Here is a 20,184-nt window from a genome sequence, read left to right as displayed (position 1 = left end):
CGGATCGCGCGTGGACGCGGATCGCCCGACCCCCTATCTGGAACGCATGCCGCCACGCTTTGAAACCCTCCCGCAACGCCGTTCGATCATCGATCGGCGCACCGTCGCCGATGCGCTCGCCGCACTGGAGGGGGATCGCAACACTTTGCGGAGCGCCGCCACCGTCTTGCTCAAGCAAGCGCTCGACGCCGGCCGCGCCGAGATCGGGCGGCGGCTGATCGAGCATCCCTCGCGCGGGCTGGAGGCGGCCGCCGGACAGGCCTTTCTGGTCGATCAATTACTGCGCCTGTTATACGACTTCACCGTCCAGCGACTATATCCGGCCAGCAACCCGACGGCGGCAGAACGCATCACGATCATCGCGGTCGGCGGCTATGGGCGCGGCGAGATGGCCCCCTATTCGGACGTCGATGTTGGCTTCCTCACCCCGGCCAAACAACCGCCCTGGGCCGAGCAAGTGATCGAGACGATGCTCTATGCTTTGTGGGATCTGGGGCTGAAAGTCGGCCATAGCAGCCGTTCGCTCGACGAGATGGTGCGGCAGGCCAAGAGCGACGTGACGATCCGCACCGCCTTGCTCGAGGCGCGCTATGTGTGGGGCGACCAGGCGCTGTATGACGAGGCCGCGCGGCGCTTCAAAGCCGAGGTGCAGGCGGACACCGCACGCCAGTTCATCGCCGATAAGCTCGCCGAGCGCGATGTGCGCCACCACAAGATGGGCGACACGCGCTATGTCGTCGAACCCAACGTTAAGGAAGCGAAGGGCGGCCTGCGCGATCTGCACACGCTCTTCTGGATCGGCAAATATGCCTATAACGTCACCGAACCCGCCGAGCTGGTCGAGGCCGGGCTGCTCAGCCGCGATGAATATCGCCAGTTCTACCGCGCCGAGAATTTCCTGTGGGCGGTGCGCTGCCACCTCCACGCCATTTCCGGCCGCGCGGAAGACCGGCTGACCTTCGATTTGCAGCGCGAAATTGCCGAGCGAATGCGCTTTGCCGATCGCCCCGGCAAATCCAAGGTCGAGCGCTTCATGCATTATTACTTCCTGCAGGCGCGCACTGCGGGCGACCTCACCGGCGTGTTCCTGGCGCATCTCGATGAGAAGTTCGCGGCGCGTGGGCGGCGCTTCGGCTTTCCGACGCTGCGGCGTTCCCCACGCAAGCTGAACGGCTTCACCCTTACGCGCGGTCGGCTGGCCATCCCCAATGACGGCTTTCTTGCTGAGAAGCCCGTACGGCTGATCGAGCTGTTCGCGCTCGCCGACAAACACGGGCTGGAAATCCACCCGCTGGCGATGCGCGCCGCCGCGCGCGACGCGAAGCTGGCCGACGACATCCGGCAGGATCCGACCGCCAACGCGCTGTTCCTTGAGATGCTCACCTCGCCGCGCGACCCCGAAACCGTGCTGCGCTGGATGAACGAGGCGGGCGTGTTCGGCCGCTTCGTGCCCGATTTCGGCCGCGTCGTCGCGCAGATGCAGTTCGACATGTACCATCACTACACCGTCGACGAACACACCATCCGCGCGATCGGGCTGCTCAGCCGGATCGAGCATGGCGAGCTGGAGACCGACCATCCGCTGTGCACGGTGCTGCTGAAACAGATCGTGTCCCGCCGCGCGCTCTTTGTCGCGGTGCTGCTGCACGACATCGCCAAGGGACGAGGTGGCGATCACTCGGTGCTGGGGGCGGAGGTCGCGCACCGGCTGTGCCCGCGCCTGGGGCTGAGCCCGGCCGAGACCGAGACGGTGGCGTGGCTGGTGCGCTACCATCTGCTGATGTCGGCGACCGCGTTCAAGCGCGACCTGTCGGACTTCAAGACCATCCTCGACTTTGCCGAAGCGGTGCAAAGCCCCGAGCGGCTGCGGCTGCTGCTGCTGCTGACGGTCGTCGACATTCGCGCGGTCGGCCCCGGCGTGTGGAACGGGTGGAAACGGCAATTGCTGTCCGACCTGTACGAATCCGCCGAGGAAGTGCTGCGGCTCGGGCACAAGCAAAAGGGGCGCGGCGAGCGGATCGCCGCCAAGCAGGAGGCTCTACAAGCGCTGCTGAGCTGGGATGCTGCGCAGTTTGACCATCTCGTGCGCCGCTTGCCCGAACCTTATTGGGTGGCCGAGCCCGAGGACGTGATCGCCCGCAACGCCCGGCTGATTGCCGAGGCGGGCGACGCGCAATTGTCGATCACCGCGCAAGTCTATCCCGAACGCGGCGCGACGCTGGTCACCGTCTACGCCGCCGATCATCCGGGGCTGTTCTACCGCATCGCCGGGGCGATCAGCGTCGGCGGCGGGAACATTATCGACGCGCGCATCCACACCACCCGCGACGGCATGGCGCTCGACAATTTCCTGGTGCAGGATCCCTTTGGTCGCCCGTTCGACGAAAGCGCGCAGCTGTCGCGGCTGAAACAGGCGATCGAAGACGCGCTTGCCAATCGCGGGAAGATGATCGACCGGCTGATGGCCAAGCCGCTGACCCGCCCGCGCGCGGAAGCGTTTGCGATCGCGCCCAACGTGCTGATCGACAATAAGGCGTCGAACCGCTTCACCGTCATAGAAATCAACGCGCGTGATCGGCCGGCCTTGTTGCACCAACTGGCGCACGCGCTGTTCCAGTCTAAGGTGACGATCCATTCGGCGCATGTCGCAACCTATGGCGAGCGCGCCGTCGACACCTTCTATCTGACCGATTTGACGGGCGACAAGATTGCCGCGCCGAGTCGGCTGAAGACGATCGAGCGCCGCTTGCTCGGTGCCGCGGCGGGGGAGCGGATGACGGACGCGGCGTAAAGTCTGCCGGGGCGGGATCGCTGCGAGAGCCTGTCCCGCAGGCAATCCACGTCGCTCCGGTCAATGCACCTGAAATCCGCCCGATGCGATCGCCTTTGGTCGCCGTGCGGAACTGCCGCCCGCATCGCCGCGATGGTCGCGGACCTTGGCCCCCACCCGTGCGCCGTCGGTATCGCGGGTCTTGAACCGGCTGGCATTGCGATCGAGACCATCGACTTCGGTTGCCAGGTTGCGCGCGGCGGCGGAGGTCTGCTCCACCATCGCGGCATTTTGCTGGGTCGCCCGGTCGATATCGTTCACCGCTCCGGCGATCTCCTTGATCGTGGTGGCTTGTGTCCGGTTTTCCGCGGCCATGCGCGACACCAGCGACAATACTTGCTCCACGCTGCCGGAAATATTGGACAGAGCGCCATCGACATTCTGCACCGCACCAACGGCGGTGCTGATATCCTCCTGGGTCGCGGTCAACTGCCCGCGCGCGCGCTTCGCCTCCTCTTCGGACCGCATTGCCAGCGCCGAGACCAGGTCGGCGACGACGGCGAAGCCGCGTCCGGCGTCGCCTGCGCGCCCCGCTTCGACCGCCGCATTCATCGCCAGGACACGCGTCTGGAACGCGATCTTGTCGAGGCCTTCGATGACGCTATCAATCCCCTTCGCGCCGTCCAGCACACGGCTCATTGCCGACACGGCATGCTCGGCGGTGTTGCGACCGGCGACCACGTTCGACACCGCTTGCTCGGTCTGATCGACGGTCTGGCCCGCCGATCGCGCCGTCTGCACCAGCACGCCCTCCATCTGTGTCAGCGACGCAGACGCCTTTTCGAGACTGGCGGCATTGCCCTCGGAGCGCCGGGCTAGGTCATCCGCCGCCAGCGCGATCTCGTTGGAGCCGGTGCGGATGCCGTGACACGCATCGGTGACCGAGGCCATCAGCTCGCGCAGATCACCGACCGCGCCGTTATAATTCTGTTTAAGCTCCTGATAGTTATCCGGAAACTCTTCGCGAATCTGCGCGGTCAGATCACCGTCCGACATCGCCTTCAAGTGGCGTGAAAGCGTATCGACCACCGCATGCTGCGCGATATCTTCCGCCGCCTTGGCGCGATCGGCGGCTGCCTTGGCCACCGCCACATCGCGGAAGGTGCCGAGGGCGCGCGCCATGTCACCCAATTCGTCAGACCTGGCGAGACCGGGAATGTCGGTCGCGGTGTCCCCCGCCTGAAGCGCCCCCATGCGCGCCGTCAGCGCGTTGAGCGGCCGCGTGATCGAGCGGGCGAGCAACCAACCCAGCGCCGCCATCGCCAGAATTCCGAGCAGCGCAAGGCCAACCAGCAAGGACGCTTCACCCCAGATCGCCGCCCAGGCATCGGTCTGGTACGCGCCGGTGCCGATCACCCAGCCCCAGGGCGCGAACTTCTTCACGAAGGAGATTTTGGGCTGCGGTGCCTCCGAGCCCGGCTTGGGCCAGCGATAGGCGACAAAGTCCCCGTCCGGGTTGCGCTCGGCCGCCTTGACAAACTCCACAAACGGAAAGCGACCATCCGGATCAGTGGTCTGGCGCAAATCCTTGCCCTCCAGCTCCGGCTTGACCGGATGCATGATCATGCGCGGCAACAGATCGTTGACCCAGAAATACTCTTTGCCGTTGTAGCGCATCTTGCGGAGCGTGGAGAGCGCGCCCGCCTGCGCCTGTTCGCGGGTGAGGCGACCGTCGGCCTCCTGCGCCTGATACTGTTCCACGACGCCATAAGCGGTTTCCAGCGTGGCACGCGTCTGCGTGGCAACATCGTGCAACATGACATCGCCCAAGCGCAGCAGCGCGACGCCAAGACCAAGCGTCATCGCGCACAGCGCCGCCAAAGTAAGAAGATTCAGTCGACGGCCGATATTCAAACGCATCGCATAATCCTTCTTGCCCTGCCCTCTTTATAGGCGGTGGCAAAGCGTTAGCGGGCGAGCGGCGGGATTTGATTTCGAGCGACAGCAGGGGGGCCCGAAAGCCATAGGTTTGGCGGATATGACGGGCGAAGCGTCGGCTTTATGAGGGATTCCGCTCCCGCATTTTCGCTTTTGCGGTTCGTATTCGGTGATATCTTGCGGTGCCGCCATGGCCGCGTTCCGTGGGCCTCGGGGCAAACACTGTCACAAGGAGGATTGCATGCCGGTACTTGGAATTGGCGGCCTATTCTTGCGCAGCACCGACCCGGACGCCCTGTCGGCGTGGTATCGCGATCATCTCGGCGTCGGCGCTGGCTGCGTTTCGGTTGAGGGCGCAACGCCCGATCCGTGGTCGTGGCAGGCCCAAGGCGGCCCCGTCATATTCGCCCCCTTCGCCGCCGATACCGATTATTTTCCCGCAGACCGGCAGTTCATGCTCAATCTGCGCGTGACGGACCTGGACGGCTTGATCGCCAGTCTGACCGGTGCCGGAATCGACGTGCTGACCAAGCCCGAATGGGACGACCCGACAACGGGCCGGTTTGCCCGGATCCACGATCCGGAAGGCCGTCCGATCGAACTGTGGGAGGCCCCTGCAGACTGACGCAAAGCGGGCGGGCGCACTGCCCGCCCAACCTTATTTGGGCGCGAGCACCATCAGCATCTGACGGCCTTCCATGCGCGGATAGGCTTCGACCTTGGCGGTTTCCGCCACGTCGGCCTGAACGCGCTGCAGCAGGATCATGCCGAGCTGGCCGTGGCTCAATTCACGACCGCGGAAGCGCAGCGTGATCTTGACCTTGTCGCCTTCGTCGATGAACTCGAGCACCTTTTTCATCTTGGTGTCGTAATCGTGGTCATCGATGTTGGGACGCATCTTGATCTCTTTGATCTCCTGCGTCTTTTGCGACTTGCGCGCGAGGTTCGCCTTCTTCTGCGCCTCATATTTGAACTTGCCGACATCAAGGAACTTGGCGACGGGCGGATCAGCGTTGGGCGACACCTCGACCAGGTCCAAACCGACCTCGCGCGCCTGCTCCATCGCCTCGCGCGTATACATCACGCCAAGATTTTCGCCGTCCTGATCGATCACGCGGACCTTGGACGACACAATGAATTCGTTGAAGCGAGGGCCGTTCATTGGCGGCGCCTGCCGGGTCATGGGAGGACGGATAGGTGTAGCTCCTGTCGTTGTTGATGGACTGATATAGGGGATTTTCGGGCAAAACGAAAGGTGCACTCGTTCGATCCTCATACCACCCCGGCGAAGTCCGGTGCCCAGCCGGACAGGCTAATGCTGAAAGCGCTACGCTCCCTTGCAAAAACCTTCGCAACTGGGCCCCGGCCTGCGCCGGGGTGGTCGTCGATTTTACAGGTCCGGTGCCTTGGCCGCCTCGGTCAGCATCGCAATCGCCTCGTCGAGCAGCAGGAATTGCTGCCGCTCGCTGCCCAATTGGCGCAGCGCGACGTTGCCCTCTTCGGCCTCGCGCTTGCCGACCACGAGCAGGTTGGGGACCTTCGCCAGCGAATGTTCGCGCACCTTATAGTTGATCTTCTCGTTGCGCAGATCGGTCTCGACGCGGATCCCCGCCGCCGCCAGTTTCTCGGCCACTTCGGTGGCATAGCCATCCGCATCGGACACGATCGTCGCGACCACCGCCTGCACCGGCGCCAGCCATAGCGGGAAGCGCCCGGCATGGTGCTCGATCAGAATGCCGATAAAGCGCTCGAACGTGCCCAGAATCGCCCGGTGCAGCATCACCGGGCGGTGGCGCTCGCCATCCGCGCCGACATAGCTGGCGTCGAGTCGCTCGGGCAGCACGCGGTCCGACTGGATCGTGCCGACTTGCCACGTCCGCCCGATCGCATCGGTCAAATGGAATTCGAGCTTGGGCGCATAGAACGCCCCCTCGCCCGGCAATTCCTCGAAATTGGCCTTGATCGTCTCGCTGAGGTTGGAGCCGAGCACCGCCTGGTGCAATTCGTCCTCGGCCTTGTCCCACATTGCGTCGCTGCCGAAGCGCTTTTCGGGGCGCAGCGCCAGTTTCACGGCATAATCGGAGAAGCCGAGATGCTGGTACACGCTGTCGAGCAATTCGCAGAATTGCTGCACTTCGGCGACCAATTGGTCCTCACGCACGAAGATATGCGCGTCATCCTGCGTGAACTGGCGCACGCGCATGATGCCGTGCAGCGCGCCATGCGGCTCGTTGCGGTGGCAGCAGCCGAATTCAGCCATGCGCAGCGGCAGGTCGCGGTAGCTCTTGATGCCCTGGCGGAAGATCAGCACGTGCGCCGGGCAGTTCATCGGCTTCAGCGCCATCAGATCGGCGGTGCCGCTGAAGATCGCCGCGTCATCCTCGGTGCCCGGAATTTCGTCGGGCACGACGAACATGTTCTCGCGATATTTGCCCCAATGGCCGGATTGCTCCCACTGGCGCGCGTCCATCAATTGCGGGGTTTTCACCTCGACATAGCCCGCCGCGTCGAGACGGCGGCGCATATAGGCCTCAAGCTGGCGCCACAGCATATAGCCCTTGGGGTGCCAGAACACGCTGCCTTGCGCTTCGGACTGGAGATGGAACAGGTCCATTTCCTGGCCGATCTTGCGGTGGTCGCGCTTGGCCGCTTCCTCGAGCATCGTCAGATGCGCATCGAGCTGCTTCTTGTTCAGCCAGCCGGTGCCGTAGATGCGGCTGAGCATCGCATTCTTCTGGTCGCCGCGCCAATAGGCGCCCGAAACCCTCGTGAGTTTGAACGCTTGCGGATCAAGCTTACCGGTCGAGGCCAGATGCGGCCCGCGGCACATGTCGAGCCACGCGTCGTCACCCTTGCCGGCCTTATAGACCGTCAGTTCCTCGCCCTCGGGCAGTTCGGCGGCCCATTCGGCCTTGAAGCTTTCGCCCTGCGCGGTCCAGCGCGCGATCAGGTCGGCGCGGCTCCACACTTCGCGGATCAGCGGCTCGTCCTTGCCGATGATGCGGCGCATCTCGGCCTCGATCGCGGGCAGATCCTCGTCGGTGAACGGGCGATCCTTCGGCGCGAAGTCGTAATAGAAACCATCGTCGGTCGAGGGACCGAAGGTGATCTGCGTCCCCGGAAACAGATTTTGCACCGCCTCGGCCAGCACATGCGCATAATCATGCCGCGCCAGTTCCAGCGCGTCGGCCTCATCCTTCGCGGTCACCAGCGCCAGCGCGCTGTCGGCCTCGAACGGGCGCATAATGTCGCGCAATTCGCCATCGACGCGCGCGGCGATCGCCGCTTTCGCCAGCCCCGGCCCGATCGCTGCGGCCACATCCGCGGGGGTAGTCCCCGGGGCTACCTCACGGACGGAACCGTCGGGCAGCGAGATGCGGAACAGGGCGGACATCGGGATGGGATCTTTCTTGGCTTATAGGAGCCCGGCGCTTAAGCCGGGCTGGTCGATATAAGCAAGCGCGCGCGATCCGTCACCCTCTGCCCGCCGGTCCCGTCAGCAATTCCCGCTGACCGTCGTTGCCAACAGCGCAGTCGGCGAGGGCATCCGTCGGCCCTGCTCGACCTGGAAACGGTCGGCCTGGGCGGACAACTGCCCGACCTCACCGGTCAGATTGCGCGCGGCCGCCGAGGTTTCCTCGACCATCGCGGCATTTTCCTGCGTCGAACGGTCGATCGCGTGGACAGCGCTGCTCACTTCGGTGATCGCGCCCGCCTGCGCCTCATTATCCTTGGCGATCTGCTTGGCCAGCACGGCAACGCGGTCGCCGGAGGTGAGGATGACGCCGAACGCCTCGTCCACTTGCTGGACCGCATCCACGGCGGCTCCGATGTCAATCCGAGTCACGCCCAATTGGTCTCGCGCGCGCTTGGCCTCTTCCTCGGCGCGCATGGCGAGCGCCGACACCAGATCGGCCACCACCGCGAAGCCACGGCCGGCATCGCCCGCCCGCCCCGCTTCGACCGCCGCATTCATGGCAAGGACGCGCGTCTGGAACGCGATCTTGTCGAGCCCGCCAATCACATCGTCAATGCCCTTGGCGCTGTCGAGCACGCGCGTCATCGCCTGCACGGCGGCATCGGTGCGACCGCGCCCTTCGAGCACGGCGGCATTGGCCTCCTCGGACGTTTCCACCGACTGCGACGCGGCGAGTGCCGTCGCCTTGAGCCGCGAATCGACTTGCTGAATCGCGGCCGTGGTCTGCTCCAGGCTCGCCGCCGTACTCTCGGTGCGGCGGGCGATGTCGTTTGCCGCCTGGGCGATTTCGTTCGAGCCGCTGTGAATATTGCTGGCGCTCGATTTCACCGAGGCAAGCAGCTCGCGAAGATTGCCCAGTGCCTCGTTGAAGCTGCTCTTCATCGGCGCGTAGGTTGCGGGGAAGTTCTCCGTGATATCGACGGTAAGGTCGCCATCGGAGAGCCGCCCGAGCTTGGCGACCATCGTCTTGGTGACCACCGCGTTGATTTCCGAATTGCGTTCCAGCTCTTCGTTCATGACGACCTGCTTCTGGGCGTTTTCACGAAACGTGAACATCGCCTTGGTCATGCGCCCGACACAGTCGGTGAAGTCGGTGAACTCGATCGGCGAGTCGAGGTCACCAGCGGCCAACCCCTCCATGCGCACGACGGTCGCGACATAGGGTCCGGCGATAGCCTCGCGGAAGAGATGCGCCATGACGAGGCCGACCGCGGTCGCAATCATAGCGACCAGCAACGCGCCCTTCGGATTCAACCACATGGCGCATGTGGTTACTGCCAACAAACCAACGAAAAACCCGAAGGCTACCAGCAATTTCAACCGAATGGGTGCCGACGATTTAAACCAATACACGGAGAACCTCCTGAAATTGTACTTTAGAATTAGAAGGATCGTCCTCGCGCGGATTGCGAAGGCGCCTGTCTTGGCATTGTAGAAACATTTTTGTGAAATTTCGCACGTCGCGCCGGTCTCTCATGAGAGATCGGTTTCCGCGATTGCGGATTACTGACACGGCCAACTATATTGCAGAGGGCTTTTGGCAGAAATTGCCGCCCCATTCGCCAGGGAATAGAATGATGCTGACCGGATTGTTGGTGTACTCAATCATCGTACTCCGGCTTTTTCCTGAAACGGCTACCGCGCGGTGTCTGGATCGTATCGTGGGGATCACACGCGATGCGTTTGGCAGGATCGAGCGTCGACACCTCATCTTTCTGGCGCTGATGGCGGTCATCCTGATCGCCGGTGCCGAGCTGCTGGCGATGGCCGGGCCATTCGACATGGCGTTGGTCGTGCTGTGGGACGTGTCGACCTATATCGACATCGTGCTGACCACTGCGGTGGTCGCCGCTGCCACGCGCGGCGGCGCGGGCTGGCGCACGCTCATCGCTCGGTTCCTGCCGCACCGCGCGCCGCGCGCGCGACGGCGGCGGCGCGGCAAGCGCGCCGCTCCGCCCTCCGCCAATGACGACGACCGACCGGCCTTTGCGCGAGCCGCTTAGGCCACCCCGAACGGCACCACGCGATTGCTGCGAACATGGCCGATCTCGGCGCGCCCGAGATAGGGCACGCGCATCTCGCCGCACCAGCGTGTGATCATTGTTTCAAGGCTTTCGCCCCAAGGGGGATCATTGTCCTGCACTTCGCTGACTTCGCCCAGCCGGACGCCCGCCAGCCCCTTCAACTGCGTGGCATGCGCCATGGTGAACAACATCCGGTCGACGCGGTAGAGCGGCTCGGACACTTCCTCGACGATCAGCACATGATCGGTGAGATCGGGGATCCACGGCGTGCCGATCAGCGCGGTCAGGATGGCGAGGTTGAACGCCGCCGCCGGTCGCCCGTCGAGCCCGGGTTCGAGCACGCTGCGATCCTTCTTGGTCAGCCACAGCAAAGACCGCGCGAACGCCGCGCCGCCATCGCCGCTGCCCGCGACCGACGCCATCGGCCCATGCACCGGATGCCCGACCTTGGCGGCATACAGCGCGCCGAGCAGGAATCCCATGTCGGAAAACCCCAAATAGGTCTTGTGCCGCGCCGCCGCGCCCAGTTGCGGCATCACGCTGTGCAGGATGCGGTTGGAGCCATAACCGCCGCGCGCGAACCAGATCGCATCGAAGGCAGGGTCGTTGGCGACCTCCACAAACGCCGCCGCGCGCACCGCATCCGACCCGGCGAAATGCCCGTCGCTGAGGAAGCATTGCGGGTGGAACACCAGATCGACCTCTGGCATCGCCACCGCCGCCAGCCCCAGCGCACGCGACGCCAGCGCTTCATCGATCCCGCGTGCCGGTGCCACCACCCCAATTCGCATGTTTGCTCCGTTGCGCTCTAGTCGGCGTCGGGATAGCCCGCTGTCATGAGCAACGGCAAATCCTACTTTTCCGCCCCCTATTTCTTCGTCGGGATCGGCGGCAGCGGCATGATGCCCCTGGCGATGATCCTGGCCGGGCGCGGGGCGAGCGTCGCGGGGTCGGACCGCACGCTCGATGCCGGGCGCTTGCCCGCCAAATTCGCCGATCTTGCCGCCAAGGGCGTGGCGCTGTTCCCGCAGGATGGCTCGGGCGTCACCTCGGCCGAGCAGATCGTCGTCGCCTCGGCCGCGGTCGAGCCGAGCGTCGCCGACATCGTCGCCGCCGATCGCGTCGGCGCGCAGCGGCTGAGCCGCCCGCAATTGCTCGCATCCCTGTTCAACGCGAGCGACCTGCCGATCGGCGTGGCCGGCACCAGCGGCAAATCGACCGTGACGGGCATGATCGGCTGGATCCTCCACGCCTGCGGGCGCGATCCGACCGTGATGAACGGCGCGGTGATGAAGAATTTCGCCTCGCCCGACGCGCCCTTTGCCAGCGCGCTGGTCGGTGATGGCCCGGCCTTCGTCAGCGAAGTCGATGAGAGCGACGGCTCGATCGCGCTCTACACGCCCAAGATCGCGGTGCTCAACAATGTCAGCCTCGACCACAAGTCGCTGGAGGAATTGCGCGCGCTGTTCGCCGATTTCGCTGCGAAAGCCGAGACCACCATCCTCAATGTCGGCGATGCCGAAACCGCGGCGCTGGCGACGACGCTCGACCGGGCGCGGCTGGTCACCTTCGCGGTCGAAGCCGACGCCGATCTCAGCGCGCGCAACCTCCAGCCCGAACCCTTCGCGATCGCGTTCGACCTGCACGTCGATGGCGCGACGCATCCGGTGCGGTTGGCGGTGCCGGGTCGGCACAATGTCGCGAATGCACTCGCGGCGATCGGCGCGGCGCGCGCGGCGAGCGTCCCGCTGGATCAGGCGATCGCCGCGCTTGCCGGGTTCACCGGACTCAAACGACGCTTCGAGCGCGTTGGAACATGCCAAAACGTGACCATTATCGACGATTTCGGGCATAATCCGGACAAAATCGAAGCAACTTTGGAGACTTTGCACGCCTTTTCGGGCCGTTTGGGCGTGCTTTTCCAACCGCACGGCTATGGTCCGCTCAAAGTCATGCGCGCCGAATTGGTCGCGATGTTCCGCCGCGCGCTCGCCCCGGACGACCTGCTGGTGCTGCCCGATCCGGTCTATCAAGGCGGCACCGTCGCACGGGAGGTGACCAGCGCCGACATCGCCCGCGACATCGGTGCGCAGGCCCACCACATCGCCGACCGCGCACAGGCCGCCGCCTGGCTCGTCGAGCAAGCGCGACCCGGCGACCGGATTGTGGTAATGGGGGCGCGGGACGACACGCTGAGCCAGTTGGCCGCCGACATGCTGCCACAAATCGCGCTCAAGGTCGCCTGAGTTGCCAAGGAGCCGCTTTATGTTTCGCCGCCTGTTCCTCGATCACCCCGCCGCCGTTGGCGAGAGCTATGCCGAGCATTTCGGCGTTGCCTCGCGCTTTGGCATCGAGCTGGTTGGCGGCGGCTTGGCATGCCTGGTCCATGCCTTCGTGCCCGCCGCGTTCAAGACCACCGGCAGCCAGACCGTGCTGCGCCTGAACAAGCGCATCGTCGAAAAGCGTGCAGCGGTGATGGCGGATGAACTGCAGCGCCGCACGGTCGAATATGTGATCTAACGTTATCCTCTTCGGCACGGGGAGGGGGACCTCCGCGAGCGCACCGTTTGCGGTGAGCCCCCTCCCCGTGCCGGGGAGGAACGCAGTTCCCGAAAGTTCGCTTCCCCGCTATGGCGACGCGATGCTGCGCATCACCGACCTCAAGCTCCCGCTTCACCATGCCGACGAAGAACTCGCCGCCGCGATCCGCCAGCGGTTGCGCATCACCCCACGCGATCTGGTGCGCTACACCATTGCCCGCCGCGCGCATGACGCGCGCGACAAGACCGACATCCAATTGGTCTATTCGGTCGATGTGAACGTCCGCGACGAAGCGCCCGTGCTGGCGCGCTTCAAGAAGGACAAGCATGTCCAGCCAACCCCCAACACCGCCTACAAATTCGTCGCCAAGGCCCCCGAAGGCTGGAGCGGCCCGCGCCCGGTGGTGATCGGCGCAGGGCCATGCGGGCTGTTCGCCGGGCTGATCCTCGCGCAAATGGGCTTCCGCCCGATCATCCTCGATCGCGGCAAGGTGGTGCGCGAACGCACCAAGGACACGTGGGGCCTGTGGCGGCGCAGCGCGCTCAACCCCGAAAGCAATGTGCAGTTCGGCGAAGGCGGCGCCGGCACCTTTTCCGACGGCAAGCTCTACAGCCGGATCAAGGACCCGCGCCATCTCGACCGCAAGGTGCTGACCGAATTCGTCAAAGCCGGTGCCCCGCCCGAAATCCTGACCGAGGCGCACCCGCATATCGGCACCTTCCGCCTGGTCACGATGGTCGAGAGCATGCGCGCGACGATCGAGGCGCTGGGCGGCGAATATCGTTTCGAGACGCGCGTCGACGGCATCGATGTCGCCACCGACGACAAAGGCGCGCGGCGCGTGCGCGGGCTGCAGTTGCACACCGGCGATTATCTCGCCGCCGAACAGGTCGTGCTCGCGGTCGGCCATAGCGCGCGCGATACCTTCCATATGCTCCATGCCGAGGGCGTGCATGTCGAGGCCAAGCCCTTCTCGATCGGCGTGCGCATCGAGCATCCGCAATCGTGGATCGACCAGGCGCGCTTCGGCCCCAATGCCGGGCACCCGATTTTGGGGGCGGCCGAATATCACATCTCGCACCATGCCAAGAACGGGCGCACCGCCTACAGCTTCTGCATGTGCCCCGGCGGCACGGTGGTGGCGGCGACGTCCGAGGAAGGGCGCGTCGCGACCAACGGCATGAGCCAGTATTCGCGCAACGAGCGCAACGCCAATTCCGGCATGGTGGTCGGCATCGACCCCGAGCGCGACTATCCCGAGCATCCGCTGGCGGGTATCGCGCTGCAACGCCAGATCGAGGAACGCGCCTTCGTCGCCGGTGGCTCCAACTATCACGCGCCCGCGCAATTGCTGGGTGACTTCCTCGCCGGTCGCCCCTCGACCAAGCTCGGCAGCGTCACCCCCTCCTATCGCCCCGGCGTGACGATGACCGATCTGGCGCTGTGCCTGCCCGAATTCGTCATCACCGCGATGCGCGAGGCGCTGGTCCAGTTCGGGCGTGAGATCCCCGGCTATGACCATCCCGACGCGGTGCTGACTGGCGTGGAGACGCGCACCTCCGCCCCGGTGCGCATCACGCGCGGTGACGATTTCCAGAGCCTCAATACGGCGGGGCTATTCCCGGCGGGCGAAGGCGCTGGCTATGCCGGTGGGATTTTGTCGGCGGCGGTGGACGGGATCAAGGTGGCGGAGGCGGTGGCGCAGGCGTTGCGTGTCTAAACCTACGTAAGTTGAAATCATCCTGCTTCGTCACCCCGGCCCTGTGCCGGGGGACGGGTGTGTCTCGGCGACCGTCCGAATGGGAAAGCTCACTTGACAGACAAGGAAACTTGACTGTAAAGCACCCTTCACAAGAGTGAAAGGATGCTTTCCATGTCACGCACCCCTGCCATGCGCCATTACCGAACCCGCACGATCTGGTTGGCGCTGCTCTACGCACTCACGCTGTGCAGCGCGGTGTATTGCTTCAAGCACCAGCTGGTTTCCGGCCCCGTCGCATGGATCGTGGGCACGCTACCGGCTTTGGCGATCATCGGCGTGTTTGTCGCGATCGGCCGGTATTTGGTCGAGGAACAGGATGAATATCTGCGGATGCTGATGGTCCGCCAGACGTTATGGGCCAGTGGTTTCGCGCTGAGTGCAGCGACGCTGTGGGGGTTTCTGGAGGCCTTCGATCTGGTTGGCCATATCGAGCCTTTTTACGTAGCAGTCCTGTGGTTTGGCGGGCTTGGGCTTGGCCGGTGCGCCAACCGGCTGTTCGGCGCGGATGCCGCGCTGTGACCCGCGATCGCGATCCCGCCGAATTGGCCTATGTCCGCCGAGTCATCCCCACGATGATCGTCTATCTGGCGCTGATCGTCGCCCTGCCGTTCCTGATCGCGTGGTTGCGCCCGACCGGGCCAGCGCTGTGGCTGATCGCGTTATTGCCCGCGTTTCCCTTGTCGATGGTCTTCTGGTTCTACGGGCAGTTTTTCGTCGAGCTGCGCGACGAATATATCCGCCTGCTCGAAATTCGGAAGGCGCTGATCGCGACCGGAATCGTGATGATGGCCGCCACGGCGTGGGGCTTTCTGGAAACCTATGCCGCCGCGCCGCACCTGCCGCTGTTTGCCGTGCCGTTGGCGTGGTTCCCGTGCCAGGGAATCGGCGCGCTGATCGTCACCGCGAGCGAGCGGAGGGCGATGCGGTGATCAACCGCCTCAAGGTGCTGCGCGCCGAGCGGGGCTGGAGCCAGGGCGACCTGGCCGAGCGGCTGGAGGTATCGCGCCAGAGCGTCAACGCGATCGAGACCGGGCGCTACGATCCCTCGCTCCCGCTCGCCTTCCGCATCGCTGAATTGTTCGCGCTTCCGATCGAAGCCATTTTCGTAAGCCCCTCCAAAGGAGACGCCGCATGATGTCTGCCCGCAAAACCGCTTTGATCGCCGCGCTGGCGCTGCTGCTGCCCGCCACGCCGACGCAGGCCGCCCCGACGGGGGCACAGGTGGCAACGACAGCCGAGCAGCGCCTGCCGCACCTTTCGATCATCACCATGGGCAAGGGCAGTCCGGTGATCCTGATCCCCGGCCTCGCCTCCCCGCGCGCGGTGTGGGACGATGTTGCGCCCGAACTGGCCAAGACGCACCGCGTGATCCTGGTGCAGGTCAACGGTTTTGGCGGCGACGATCCCGGGGCCAATCTGCAGCCCGGCGTGCTCGACGGTATCGTCGCCGATCTCGACGGCTATATCGCGCGCGAGAAACTGCAGGGCGCGCTGGTGATCGGCCATTCGATGGGCGGGCTGGTCGGCCTGATGCTGGCCAAGGCGCATCCGGGCGACCTTGCGCGGTTGATGATCGTCGACTCGCTCCCCTATTTCGCGGTGCTGATGGCCCCGCCGGGGATCGACCCCACCCCCGATATGGTCGCGCCGCAAGCCGCCAAAATGCGCGACGCCATCGCCGCCAGTTATGGCACGGTGCCGAGTGATGCAGCGGTGGCAGCGCAAACGCGGGGCCTTGCGATCAAGCCCAGCAGCATCGCCCGCATGACCGCCTGGGCCAAGGCCGCTGACCCGCGCGTGACCGCGCAAGCGATGTATGAGGACCTGACCACCGATCTGCGCCCGGTACTGGGGTCGATCACCACGCCGATGACGCTGCTCTACCCGTGGAATGCGGCGCGCCCAACCAAGGCGATGGCCGATCCGTTCTACCGCAAGCAATATGCCGCAGCACCGCACATCAGCTATGTCGATATCGGCGACAGCGGTCATATGGTGATGCTCGATCAACCAGAGGCATTCAAGGCGGCAGTGATCGCGTTTGTTGCGGGGAAGTAAGGGCGGCGACGCAAACCCACGATTTCCCCTCCCCCGATCTTCGGCTAAGCCCGCCGCCATGACCGACACGTCGCCCCCCGCTCGCCCCGCCCTCGCTTATCATCTGACCGAGGGCACCGGCCCCACCGTCGTGTTCCTGCCCGGTTATGGTTCGGACATGGAAGGCACCAAGGCGCTCGCGCTGGAAGCCTGGGCCAAGCGCACCGGCCATGCCTATCTGCGGTTCGATTATGGCGGGTGCGGGCAAAGCGCGGGGGCGTTCGAGGAACAGACGCTCGCCGGTTGGCGCGACGATGTGCTGGCGATGCTGGATCAACTGGTCGAAGGCCCCGCCGTGCTGGTCGGATCGTCGCTCGGCGGGTGGCTGATGCTGCTGGTCGCGCGCGATCATCCCGAAAAGGTTGCCGCCTTGGTCGGCATTGCGCCTGCGCCCGATTTCACCGACTGGGGCTTCACCGTCGACGAGAAACTGCAGATCCTGTCCGAAGGGCGGCTGGAGAAGGTCGGGCGCTATGCCGATTTGCCGATGGTCTATACCCGTGCCTTCTGGCAATCGGGCGAGGCCAACCGCGTGCTGTTCTCCGGGCTCCCGATCGACGTGCCGGTGCGGCTGCTGCACGGCATGGCCGATGCCGAGGTGCCCGCCAACCGGACCATCCGCCTGGCCGAGGTGATCCGTTCAGCCAAGGTGCAGGTTACGCTGATCAAGGACGGGGATCACCGGCTGTCGCGCGAGGCGGACCTCGCCTTGCTGATCGCCGCGGTCGAGGATGTGACGCGCGCTTTATGATCCTGCTGCCCCTGCTTGCCGCCGCTGCGCTTGCGCAAAGCACCGCCACCGGGCCAACCGGCCCCGCTGCCCCCAGTGCCGACCGCTATGACCGCTGCCTGGCGCTGTCGACCACCAACCCCGCCGCCGCCGAGGCCGAAGCGGGGCAATGGGCGTTGGCGGGCGGCGACTTTCTCGCCAGCCAATGCCTGGGCATGGCCTATAGCCGCGAACAACGCTGGTCCGCTGCTGCTGCCGCCTTCGAGAAAGCGGCAACCGGCGCGGAGCGGGCCAAGGACAAGCAAGCCGTCAATTACTGGGCGCAGGCGGGCAATGCCTGGCTTGCAGCGGGCGATGCCTCCAAGGCGCGCAGCGCGCTCGATGCCGCGCTGGCCACCGGCACGCTGACTGGCCTGTCGCTGGGCGAAGCGCATCTCGACCGCGCGCGCGCGATGGTGGCGGGCGACGACATGGAAAATGCGCGCGACGACATCGACCATGCGCTAACCGAAGTGCCGACCGATCCGCTGGCGTGGCTGCTGTCGGCAACGCTCGCACGGCGGATGCAGGAAGTGCCGCGCGCCAAGAAGGACATCGCCGAGGCCTTGCGGCTGGGCGGCGACGATCCTGCGGTACAGCTGGAGGCGGGCAACATCGCCGCACTGGCCGGGGATGAAGCCGGGGCCAAAGCGGCCTGGCATCAGGCGGTGACGCTGCGTCCCGATAGCGCCCCCGGAAAGGCAGCGGCGGCGGCGCTTACGCAATTCGACGCCAAACCGTAGCTGGCGCTTGCCGCCGCGCATGCCTATTTGGGCGGCAAAGCCTGTAGGAGTGCGCCGATGAAATATCTCCACACGATGATTCGCGTGACCGACCCGGTCGCGACGATCGACTTCTTCAAATTGCTCGGGCTGGAGGAAGTGCGCCGCTTCGACAATGAGAAGGGCCGCTTCACGCTGATCTTCCTCGCCGCCCCCGGCGATCACAGCGCACAAGTCGAACTGACGCACAATTGGGACCCGGAGCCCTATACGGGCGGGCGCAATTTCGGCCATCTCGCTTATCAGGTCGATAACATTTACGAGACGTGCCAGCGCCTGATGGACGGCGGCGTGACGATCAACCGCCCGCCGCGCGACGGCCACATGGCGTTCGTGCGCACGCCCGACAATATCTCGATCGAGCTGCTGCAGGACGGCGTGCTCGCCCCCGCCGAGCCCTGGGCGTCGATGCCCAACACCGGAGAATGGTAATGGCAACCACGCTCGACATCGTCCGCGTGCCCGCGCTCGACGACAATTATGTGTGGCTGCTGCACGACGCCGTTGCCAATGAAACCGTCGTGGTCGATCCAAGCGAGGCGGCCCCGGTTCTGGCGGCGGCGAATGCGCGCGGCTGGACCATTTCGCAGATTTGGAACACGCACTGGCACCCCGACCACACCAACGGCAATGCCGAGATCAAGGCGCTGGGTGCAACCGTCAGCGGCCCGGCGGCCGAAGCCGACAAGATCCCCACGCTCGACTACGGCCTGCGCGAGGGCGACAGCGTCAAGATCGGAACCCACGTCGCGCGCGTGATCGAAACGCCGGGGCACACCGCCGGGCACATTGTGTTCCACATGGCCGACGATGCACTGCTGTTCAGCGGTGATACGCTGTTCGCAATGGGCTGCGGGCGCCTGTTCGAAGGGGGCCCGGCGCAGATGTTCGCCAACATGCAGCGCCTCGCCGTTTTGCCGCCCGAGACGATCGTGTTCTGCGCGCATGAATATACCCAGTCGAACGGCCGCTATGCCGCCGCCGCCGAACCCGACAATACGGCGGTCGCCGAACGCATGAAGGACGTCGATGCCAAGCGTGCGGCGGGTGAGCCGACCGTGCCGACCACGATCGCACTGGAGCTGGCCACCAACCCCTTCCTGCGCGCCAGCTCGGCCGAGCAACTGGCCGAGCGCCGCGCGGCAAAGGATGTTTTTTAATCGCGAATTGGCGTAAAGATGATGCGGGGGCAGATGCTGTGAAAAGGACCGTTGCCATGTACCGATTCCTTCTGCCCGCCGCGTTGCTGATCGGCGGGACCGCCGCACTTTCCGCCGACACCAAGGGCTATCAGGCGCGCCAGGCCGCACAGGATAAGGTCGAGCTCGACAAGCAGCTCGCCGGGCTGGTGCCGGGCAAGCCGCAGACCTGCATCGACCCGATCCGCTACCGCGACACCGCCCGCGTCGGCGACACCATCCTGTACAAGAACGGCCGCAACGACATCATGCGCACCGATACCGGCGGCGGCTGCTTTGGGCTGCGGAATGGCGATGCGATCGTGACCAAGACCTTTGGCAGCCAGCTTTGCCGTGGCGATATCGTCCGCACCGTCGATTTGACCAGCCATATCCCGAGCGGCAGCTGCAGCTTTGGCGACTTCATCCCGTACCGCAAACCATGATCCGCACTGCCCTGCTCGTGTCCGCGCTGGCCACGATGATGGCATCGGACAGCAAGGATCTTGATAAGGCCTTGGCCGGGCGCGTGGCGGGGAACGCCGAGACGTGCCTGTCGACCAGCCGGATCGGCAGCCCGCAGGTCATCGACGATCACACGTTGCTGTACCGCGACGGCGGACGCATCTGGCGCAACGACTTGCCCGACGCCTGCCCCGGCCTCGACAACGACGTGATCGTGGTGACCGAGGTGTTTGGCGGTCAATTATGCCGTGGCGACCTGTTCTACACGCTCGAACGCTCAGGCATCGGCATCCCCGGCCAGCGCTGTCGCCTGGGCGCGTTCGTGCCGTGGGACAAGGTCAAGCCAAGCGGGGCTAAGTAAAGCGGGGAGGGTGCGGGCA

General features: G+C 65.1%; 21 protein-coding genes. 16 read left to right on the top strand and 5 right to left on the bottom strand.

What is annotated here, in order from left to right:
- Window positions 1-46 precede the first annotated feature (46 nt).
- Window positions 47-2,791 carry a [protein-PII] uridylyltransferase gene (locus ON00_RS14985; RefSeq protein ID WP_029622950.1) on the top strand — a complete coding sequence of 915 codons (2,745 nt, stop codon included), beginning with the start codon at window positions 47-49 and terminating at the stop codon, window positions 2,789-2,791.
- Window positions 2,792-2,851: 60 nt separating this feature from the next.
- Here the strand turns inward: ON00_RS14985 and ON00_RS14980 are convergent, their stop codons facing one another.
- Window positions 2,852-4,690: a methyl-accepting chemotaxis protein gene (locus tag ON00_RS14980; protein WP_010407118.1), complete on the bottom strand. Its 1,839-nt coding sequence runs from the start codon at window positions 4,688-4,690 to the stop codon at window positions 2,852-2,854.
- A gap of 259 nt (window positions 4,691-4,949) precedes the next feature.
- Here ON00_RS14980 and ON00_RS14975 point away from each other — a divergent pair, with 259 nt between their 5' ends.
- Entirely contained in the window at window positions 4,950-5,333 is a 384-nt protein-coding gene (locus tag ON00_RS14975) for a VOC family protein (protein WP_010407116.1), read from the top strand.
- A 33-nt stretch (window positions 5,334-5,366) separates the two neighbouring features.
- Here ON00_RS14975 and infC read toward each other — a convergent pair whose 3' ends face one another.
- The 3 genes from infC to ON00_RS14960 form a co-directional block, all read right to left on the bottom strand.
- Window positions 5,367-5,870, bottom strand: a complete 504-nt coding sequence (gene infC / locus ON00_RS14970; RefSeq protein WP_231565245.1) for a translation initiation factor IF-3 — start codon at window positions 5,868-5,870, stop codon at window positions 5,367-5,369.
- 228 nt (window positions 5,871-6,098) lie between these two features.
- Window positions 6,099-8,102, bottom strand: coding sequence for a threonine--tRNA ligase (gene thrS / locus ON00_RS14965; RefSeq protein WP_010407112.1), 2,004 nt, complete (start codon window positions 8,100-8,102; stop codon window positions 6,099-6,101).
- A 102-nt stretch (window positions 8,103-8,204) separates the two neighbouring features.
- A complete protein-coding gene (locus ON00_RS14960) occupies window positions 8,205-9,446 on the bottom strand; it encodes a methyl-accepting chemotaxis protein (protein ID WP_010407110.1) in 1,242 nt (413 codons plus the stop codon).
- A gap of 401 nt (window positions 9,447-9,847) precedes the next feature.
- On the opposite strand from ON00_RS14960, the gene ON00_RS14955 reads away from it, so the two are divergent.
- Window positions 9,848-10,189 carry a hypothetical protein gene (locus ON00_RS14955; protein WP_245535583.1) on the top strand — a complete coding sequence of 114 codons (342 nt, stop codon included), beginning with the start codon at window positions 9,848-9,850 and terminating at the stop codon, window positions 10,187-10,189.
- On the opposite strand, the gene ON00_RS14950 is transcribed toward ON00_RS14955, so the two are convergent.
- Complete coding sequence (locus tag ON00_RS14950; RefSeq protein WP_010407107.1) at window positions 10,186-11,001, bottom strand: LD-carboxypeptidase; 816 nt, start codon at window positions 10,999-11,001, stop codon at window positions 10,186-10,188. The two genes, ON00_RS14955 and ON00_RS14950, sit on opposite strands and share 4 nt — an antisense overlap.
- A 45-nt stretch (window positions 11,002-11,046) precedes the next feature.
- Between ON00_RS14950 and ON00_RS14945 the strand changes: the two genes are divergently transcribed.
- The 13 genes from ON00_RS14945 to ON00_RS19930 all read left to right on the top strand — a co-directional run bounded on the left by ON00_RS14945 (window position 11,047) and on the right by ON00_RS19930 (window position 20,165).
- Window positions 11,047-12,456: a UDP-N-acetylmuramate--L-alanine ligase gene (locus tag ON00_RS14945; RefSeq protein ID WP_010407105.1), complete on the top strand. Its 1,410-nt coding sequence runs from the start codon at window positions 11,047-11,049 to the stop codon at window positions 12,454-12,456.
- Window positions 12,457-12,475: 19 nt separating this feature from the next.
- Window positions 12,476-12,730, top strand: coding sequence for a DUF6356 family protein (locus ON00_RS14940; RefSeq protein WP_010407103.1), 255 nt, complete (start codon window positions 12,476-12,478; stop codon window positions 12,728-12,730).
- Window positions 12,731-12,851: 121 nt separating this feature from the next.
- Window positions 12,852-14,471, top strand: coding sequence for an NAD(P)/FAD-dependent oxidoreductase (locus tag ON00_RS14935; protein ID WP_010407102.1), 1,620 nt, complete (start codon window positions 12,852-12,854; stop codon window positions 14,469-14,471).
- Between the two features lie 153 nt (window positions 14,472-14,624).
- Window positions 14,625-15,032 (top strand): hypothetical protein, encoded by a 408-nt coding sequence (locus ON00_RS14930; protein WP_010407099.1) that lies wholly within the window; start codon window positions 14,625-14,627, stop codon window positions 15,030-15,032.
- Window positions 15,029-15,442 (top strand): hypothetical protein, encoded by a 414-nt coding sequence (locus ON00_RS14925; RefSeq protein WP_010407095.1) that lies wholly within the window; start codon window positions 15,029-15,031, stop codon window positions 15,440-15,442. The genes ON00_RS14930 and ON00_RS14925 overlap by 4 nt, the downstream gene beginning before the upstream one ends.
- Window positions 15,439-15,648, top strand: a complete 210-nt coding sequence (locus ON00_RS14920) for a helix-turn-helix transcriptional regulator (protein ID WP_010407093.1) — start codon at window positions 15,439-15,441, stop codon at window positions 15,646-15,648. The genes ON00_RS14925 and ON00_RS14920 overlap by 4 nt, the downstream gene beginning before the upstream one ends.
- Window positions 15,645-16,571, top strand: coding sequence for an alpha/beta fold hydrolase (locus ON00_RS14915; protein ID WP_010407091.1), 927 nt, complete (start codon window positions 15,645-15,647; stop codon window positions 16,569-16,571). The genes ON00_RS14920 and ON00_RS14915 overlap by 4 nt, the downstream gene beginning before the upstream one ends.
- A gap of 58 nt (window positions 16,572-16,629) precedes the next feature.
- Window positions 16,630-17,361 carry an alpha/beta fold hydrolase gene (locus ON00_RS14910; RefSeq protein WP_010407089.1) on the top strand — a complete coding sequence of 244 codons (732 nt, stop codon included), beginning with the start codon at window positions 16,630-16,632 and terminating at the stop codon, window positions 17,359-17,361.
- Window positions 17,358-18,122, top strand: a complete 765-nt coding sequence (locus tag ON00_RS14905; RefSeq protein WP_010407087.1) for a tetratricopeptide repeat protein — start codon at window positions 17,358-17,360, stop codon at window positions 18,120-18,122. The genes ON00_RS14910 and ON00_RS14905 overlap by 4 nt, the downstream gene beginning before the upstream one ends.
- A gap of 57 nt (window positions 18,123-18,179) precedes the next feature.
- A complete protein-coding gene (locus ON00_RS14900) occupies window positions 18,180-18,593 on the top strand; it encodes a VOC family protein (protein ID WP_010407086.1) in 414 nt (137 codons plus the stop codon).
- On the top strand, window positions 18,593-19,321 hold the full coding sequence (gene gloB, locus ON00_RS14895; RefSeq protein WP_010407085.1) for a hydroxyacylglutathione hydrolase: 729 nt from the start codon (window positions 18,593-18,595) through the stop codon (window positions 19,319-19,321). Before ON00_RS14900 ends, gloB begins: the two co-directional genes overlap by 1 nt.
- Window positions 19,322-19,377: 56 nt before the next feature.
- The gene (locus tag ON00_RS14890) at window positions 19,378-19,785 is read left to right on the top strand and encodes a hypothetical protein (RefSeq protein ID WP_010407084.1); all 408 of its coding nucleotides are present in this window, start codon (window positions 19,378-19,380) and stop codon (window positions 19,783-19,785) included.
- Complete coding sequence (locus ON00_RS19930; protein WP_010407083.1) at window positions 19,782-20,165, top strand: hypothetical protein; 384 nt, start codon at window positions 19,782-19,784, stop codon at window positions 20,163-20,165. Before ON00_RS14890 ends, ON00_RS19930 begins: the two co-directional genes overlap by 4 nt.
- Window positions 20,166-20,184 lie beyond the last annotated feature (19 nt).

Origin of the sequence: Sphingomonas echinoides ATCC 14820 (assembly GCF_000241465.1) — a bacterium.
Classification (GTDB): domain Bacteria; phylum Pseudomonadota; class Alphaproteobacteria; order Sphingomonadales; family Sphingomonadaceae; genus Sphingomonas; species Sphingomonas echinoides.
Note: the sequence above shows the minus strand (reverse complement) of the source record. Positions and strands in the feature narration are given on the sequence as shown.

Excerpts from the sequence above, each read along its gene's own strand:
- ON00_RS14985 (WP_029622950.1), top strand. The coding sequence starts at position 47 with ATGCCGCCACGCTTTGAAACCCTCCCGCAACGCCGTTCGATCATCGAT.
- ON00_RS14980 (WP_010407118.1), bottom strand. The coding sequence starts at position 4,690 with ATGCGTTTGAATATCGGCCGTCGACTGAATCTTCTTACTTTGGCGGCG.
- ON00_RS14975 (WP_010407116.1), top strand. The coding sequence starts at position 4,950 with ATGCCGGTACTTGGAATTGGCGGCCTATTCTTGCGCAGCACCGACCCG.
- infC (WP_231565245.1), bottom strand. The coding sequence starts at position 5,870 with ATGAACGGCCCTCGCTTCAACGAATTCATTGTGTCGTCCAAGGTCCGC.
- thrS (WP_010407112.1), bottom strand. The coding sequence starts at position 8,102 with ATGTCCGCCCTGTTCCGCATCTCGCTGCCCGACGGTTCCGTCCGTGAG.
- ON00_RS14960 (WP_010407110.1), bottom strand. The coding sequence starts at position 9,446 with ATGTGGTTGAATCCGAAGGGCGCGTTGCTGGTCGCTATGATTGCGACC.
- ON00_RS14950 (WP_010407107.1), bottom strand. The coding sequence starts at position 11,001 with ATGCGAATTGGGGTGGTGGCACCGGCACGCGGGATCGATGAAGCGCTG.
- ON00_RS14945 (WP_010407105.1), top strand. The coding sequence starts at position 11,047 with ATGAGCAACGGCAAATCCTACTTTTCCGCCCCCTATTTCTTCGTCGGG.
- ON00_RS14940 (WP_010407103.1), top strand. The coding sequence starts at position 12,476 with ATGTTTCGCCGCCTGTTCCTCGATCACCCCGCCGCCGTTGGCGAGAGC.
- ON00_RS14935 (WP_010407102.1), top strand. The coding sequence starts at position 12,852 with ATGCTGCGCATCACCGACCTCAAGCTCCCGCTTCACCATGCCGACGAA.
- ON00_RS14930 (WP_010407099.1), top strand. The coding sequence starts at position 14,625 with ATGTCACGCACCCCTGCCATGCGCCATTACCGAACCCGCACGATCTGG.
- ON00_RS14915 (WP_010407091.1), top strand. The coding sequence starts at position 15,645 with ATGATGTCTGCCCGCAAAACCGCTTTGATCGCCGCGCTGGCGCTGCTG.
- ON00_RS14910 (WP_010407089.1), top strand. The coding sequence starts at position 16,630 with ATGACCGACACGTCGCCCCCCGCTCGCCCCGCCCTCGCTTATCATCTG.
- ON00_RS14905 (WP_010407087.1), top strand. The coding sequence starts at position 17,358 with ATGATCCTGCTGCCCCTGCTTGCCGCCGCTGCGCTTGCGCAAAGCACC.
- ON00_RS14900 (WP_010407086.1), top strand. The coding sequence starts at position 18,180 with ATGAAATATCTCCACACGATGATTCGCGTGACCGACCCGGTCGCGACG.
- gloB (WP_010407085.1), top strand. The coding sequence starts at position 18,593 with ATGGCAACCACGCTCGACATCGTCCGCGTGCCCGCGCTCGACGACAAT.
- ON00_RS14890 (WP_010407084.1), top strand. The coding sequence starts at position 19,378 with ATGTACCGATTCCTTCTGCCCGCCGCGTTGCTGATCGGCGGGACCGCC.
- ON00_RS19930 (WP_010407083.1), top strand. The coding sequence starts at position 19,782 with ATGATCCGCACTGCCCTGCTCGTGTCCGCGCTGGCCACGATGATGGCA.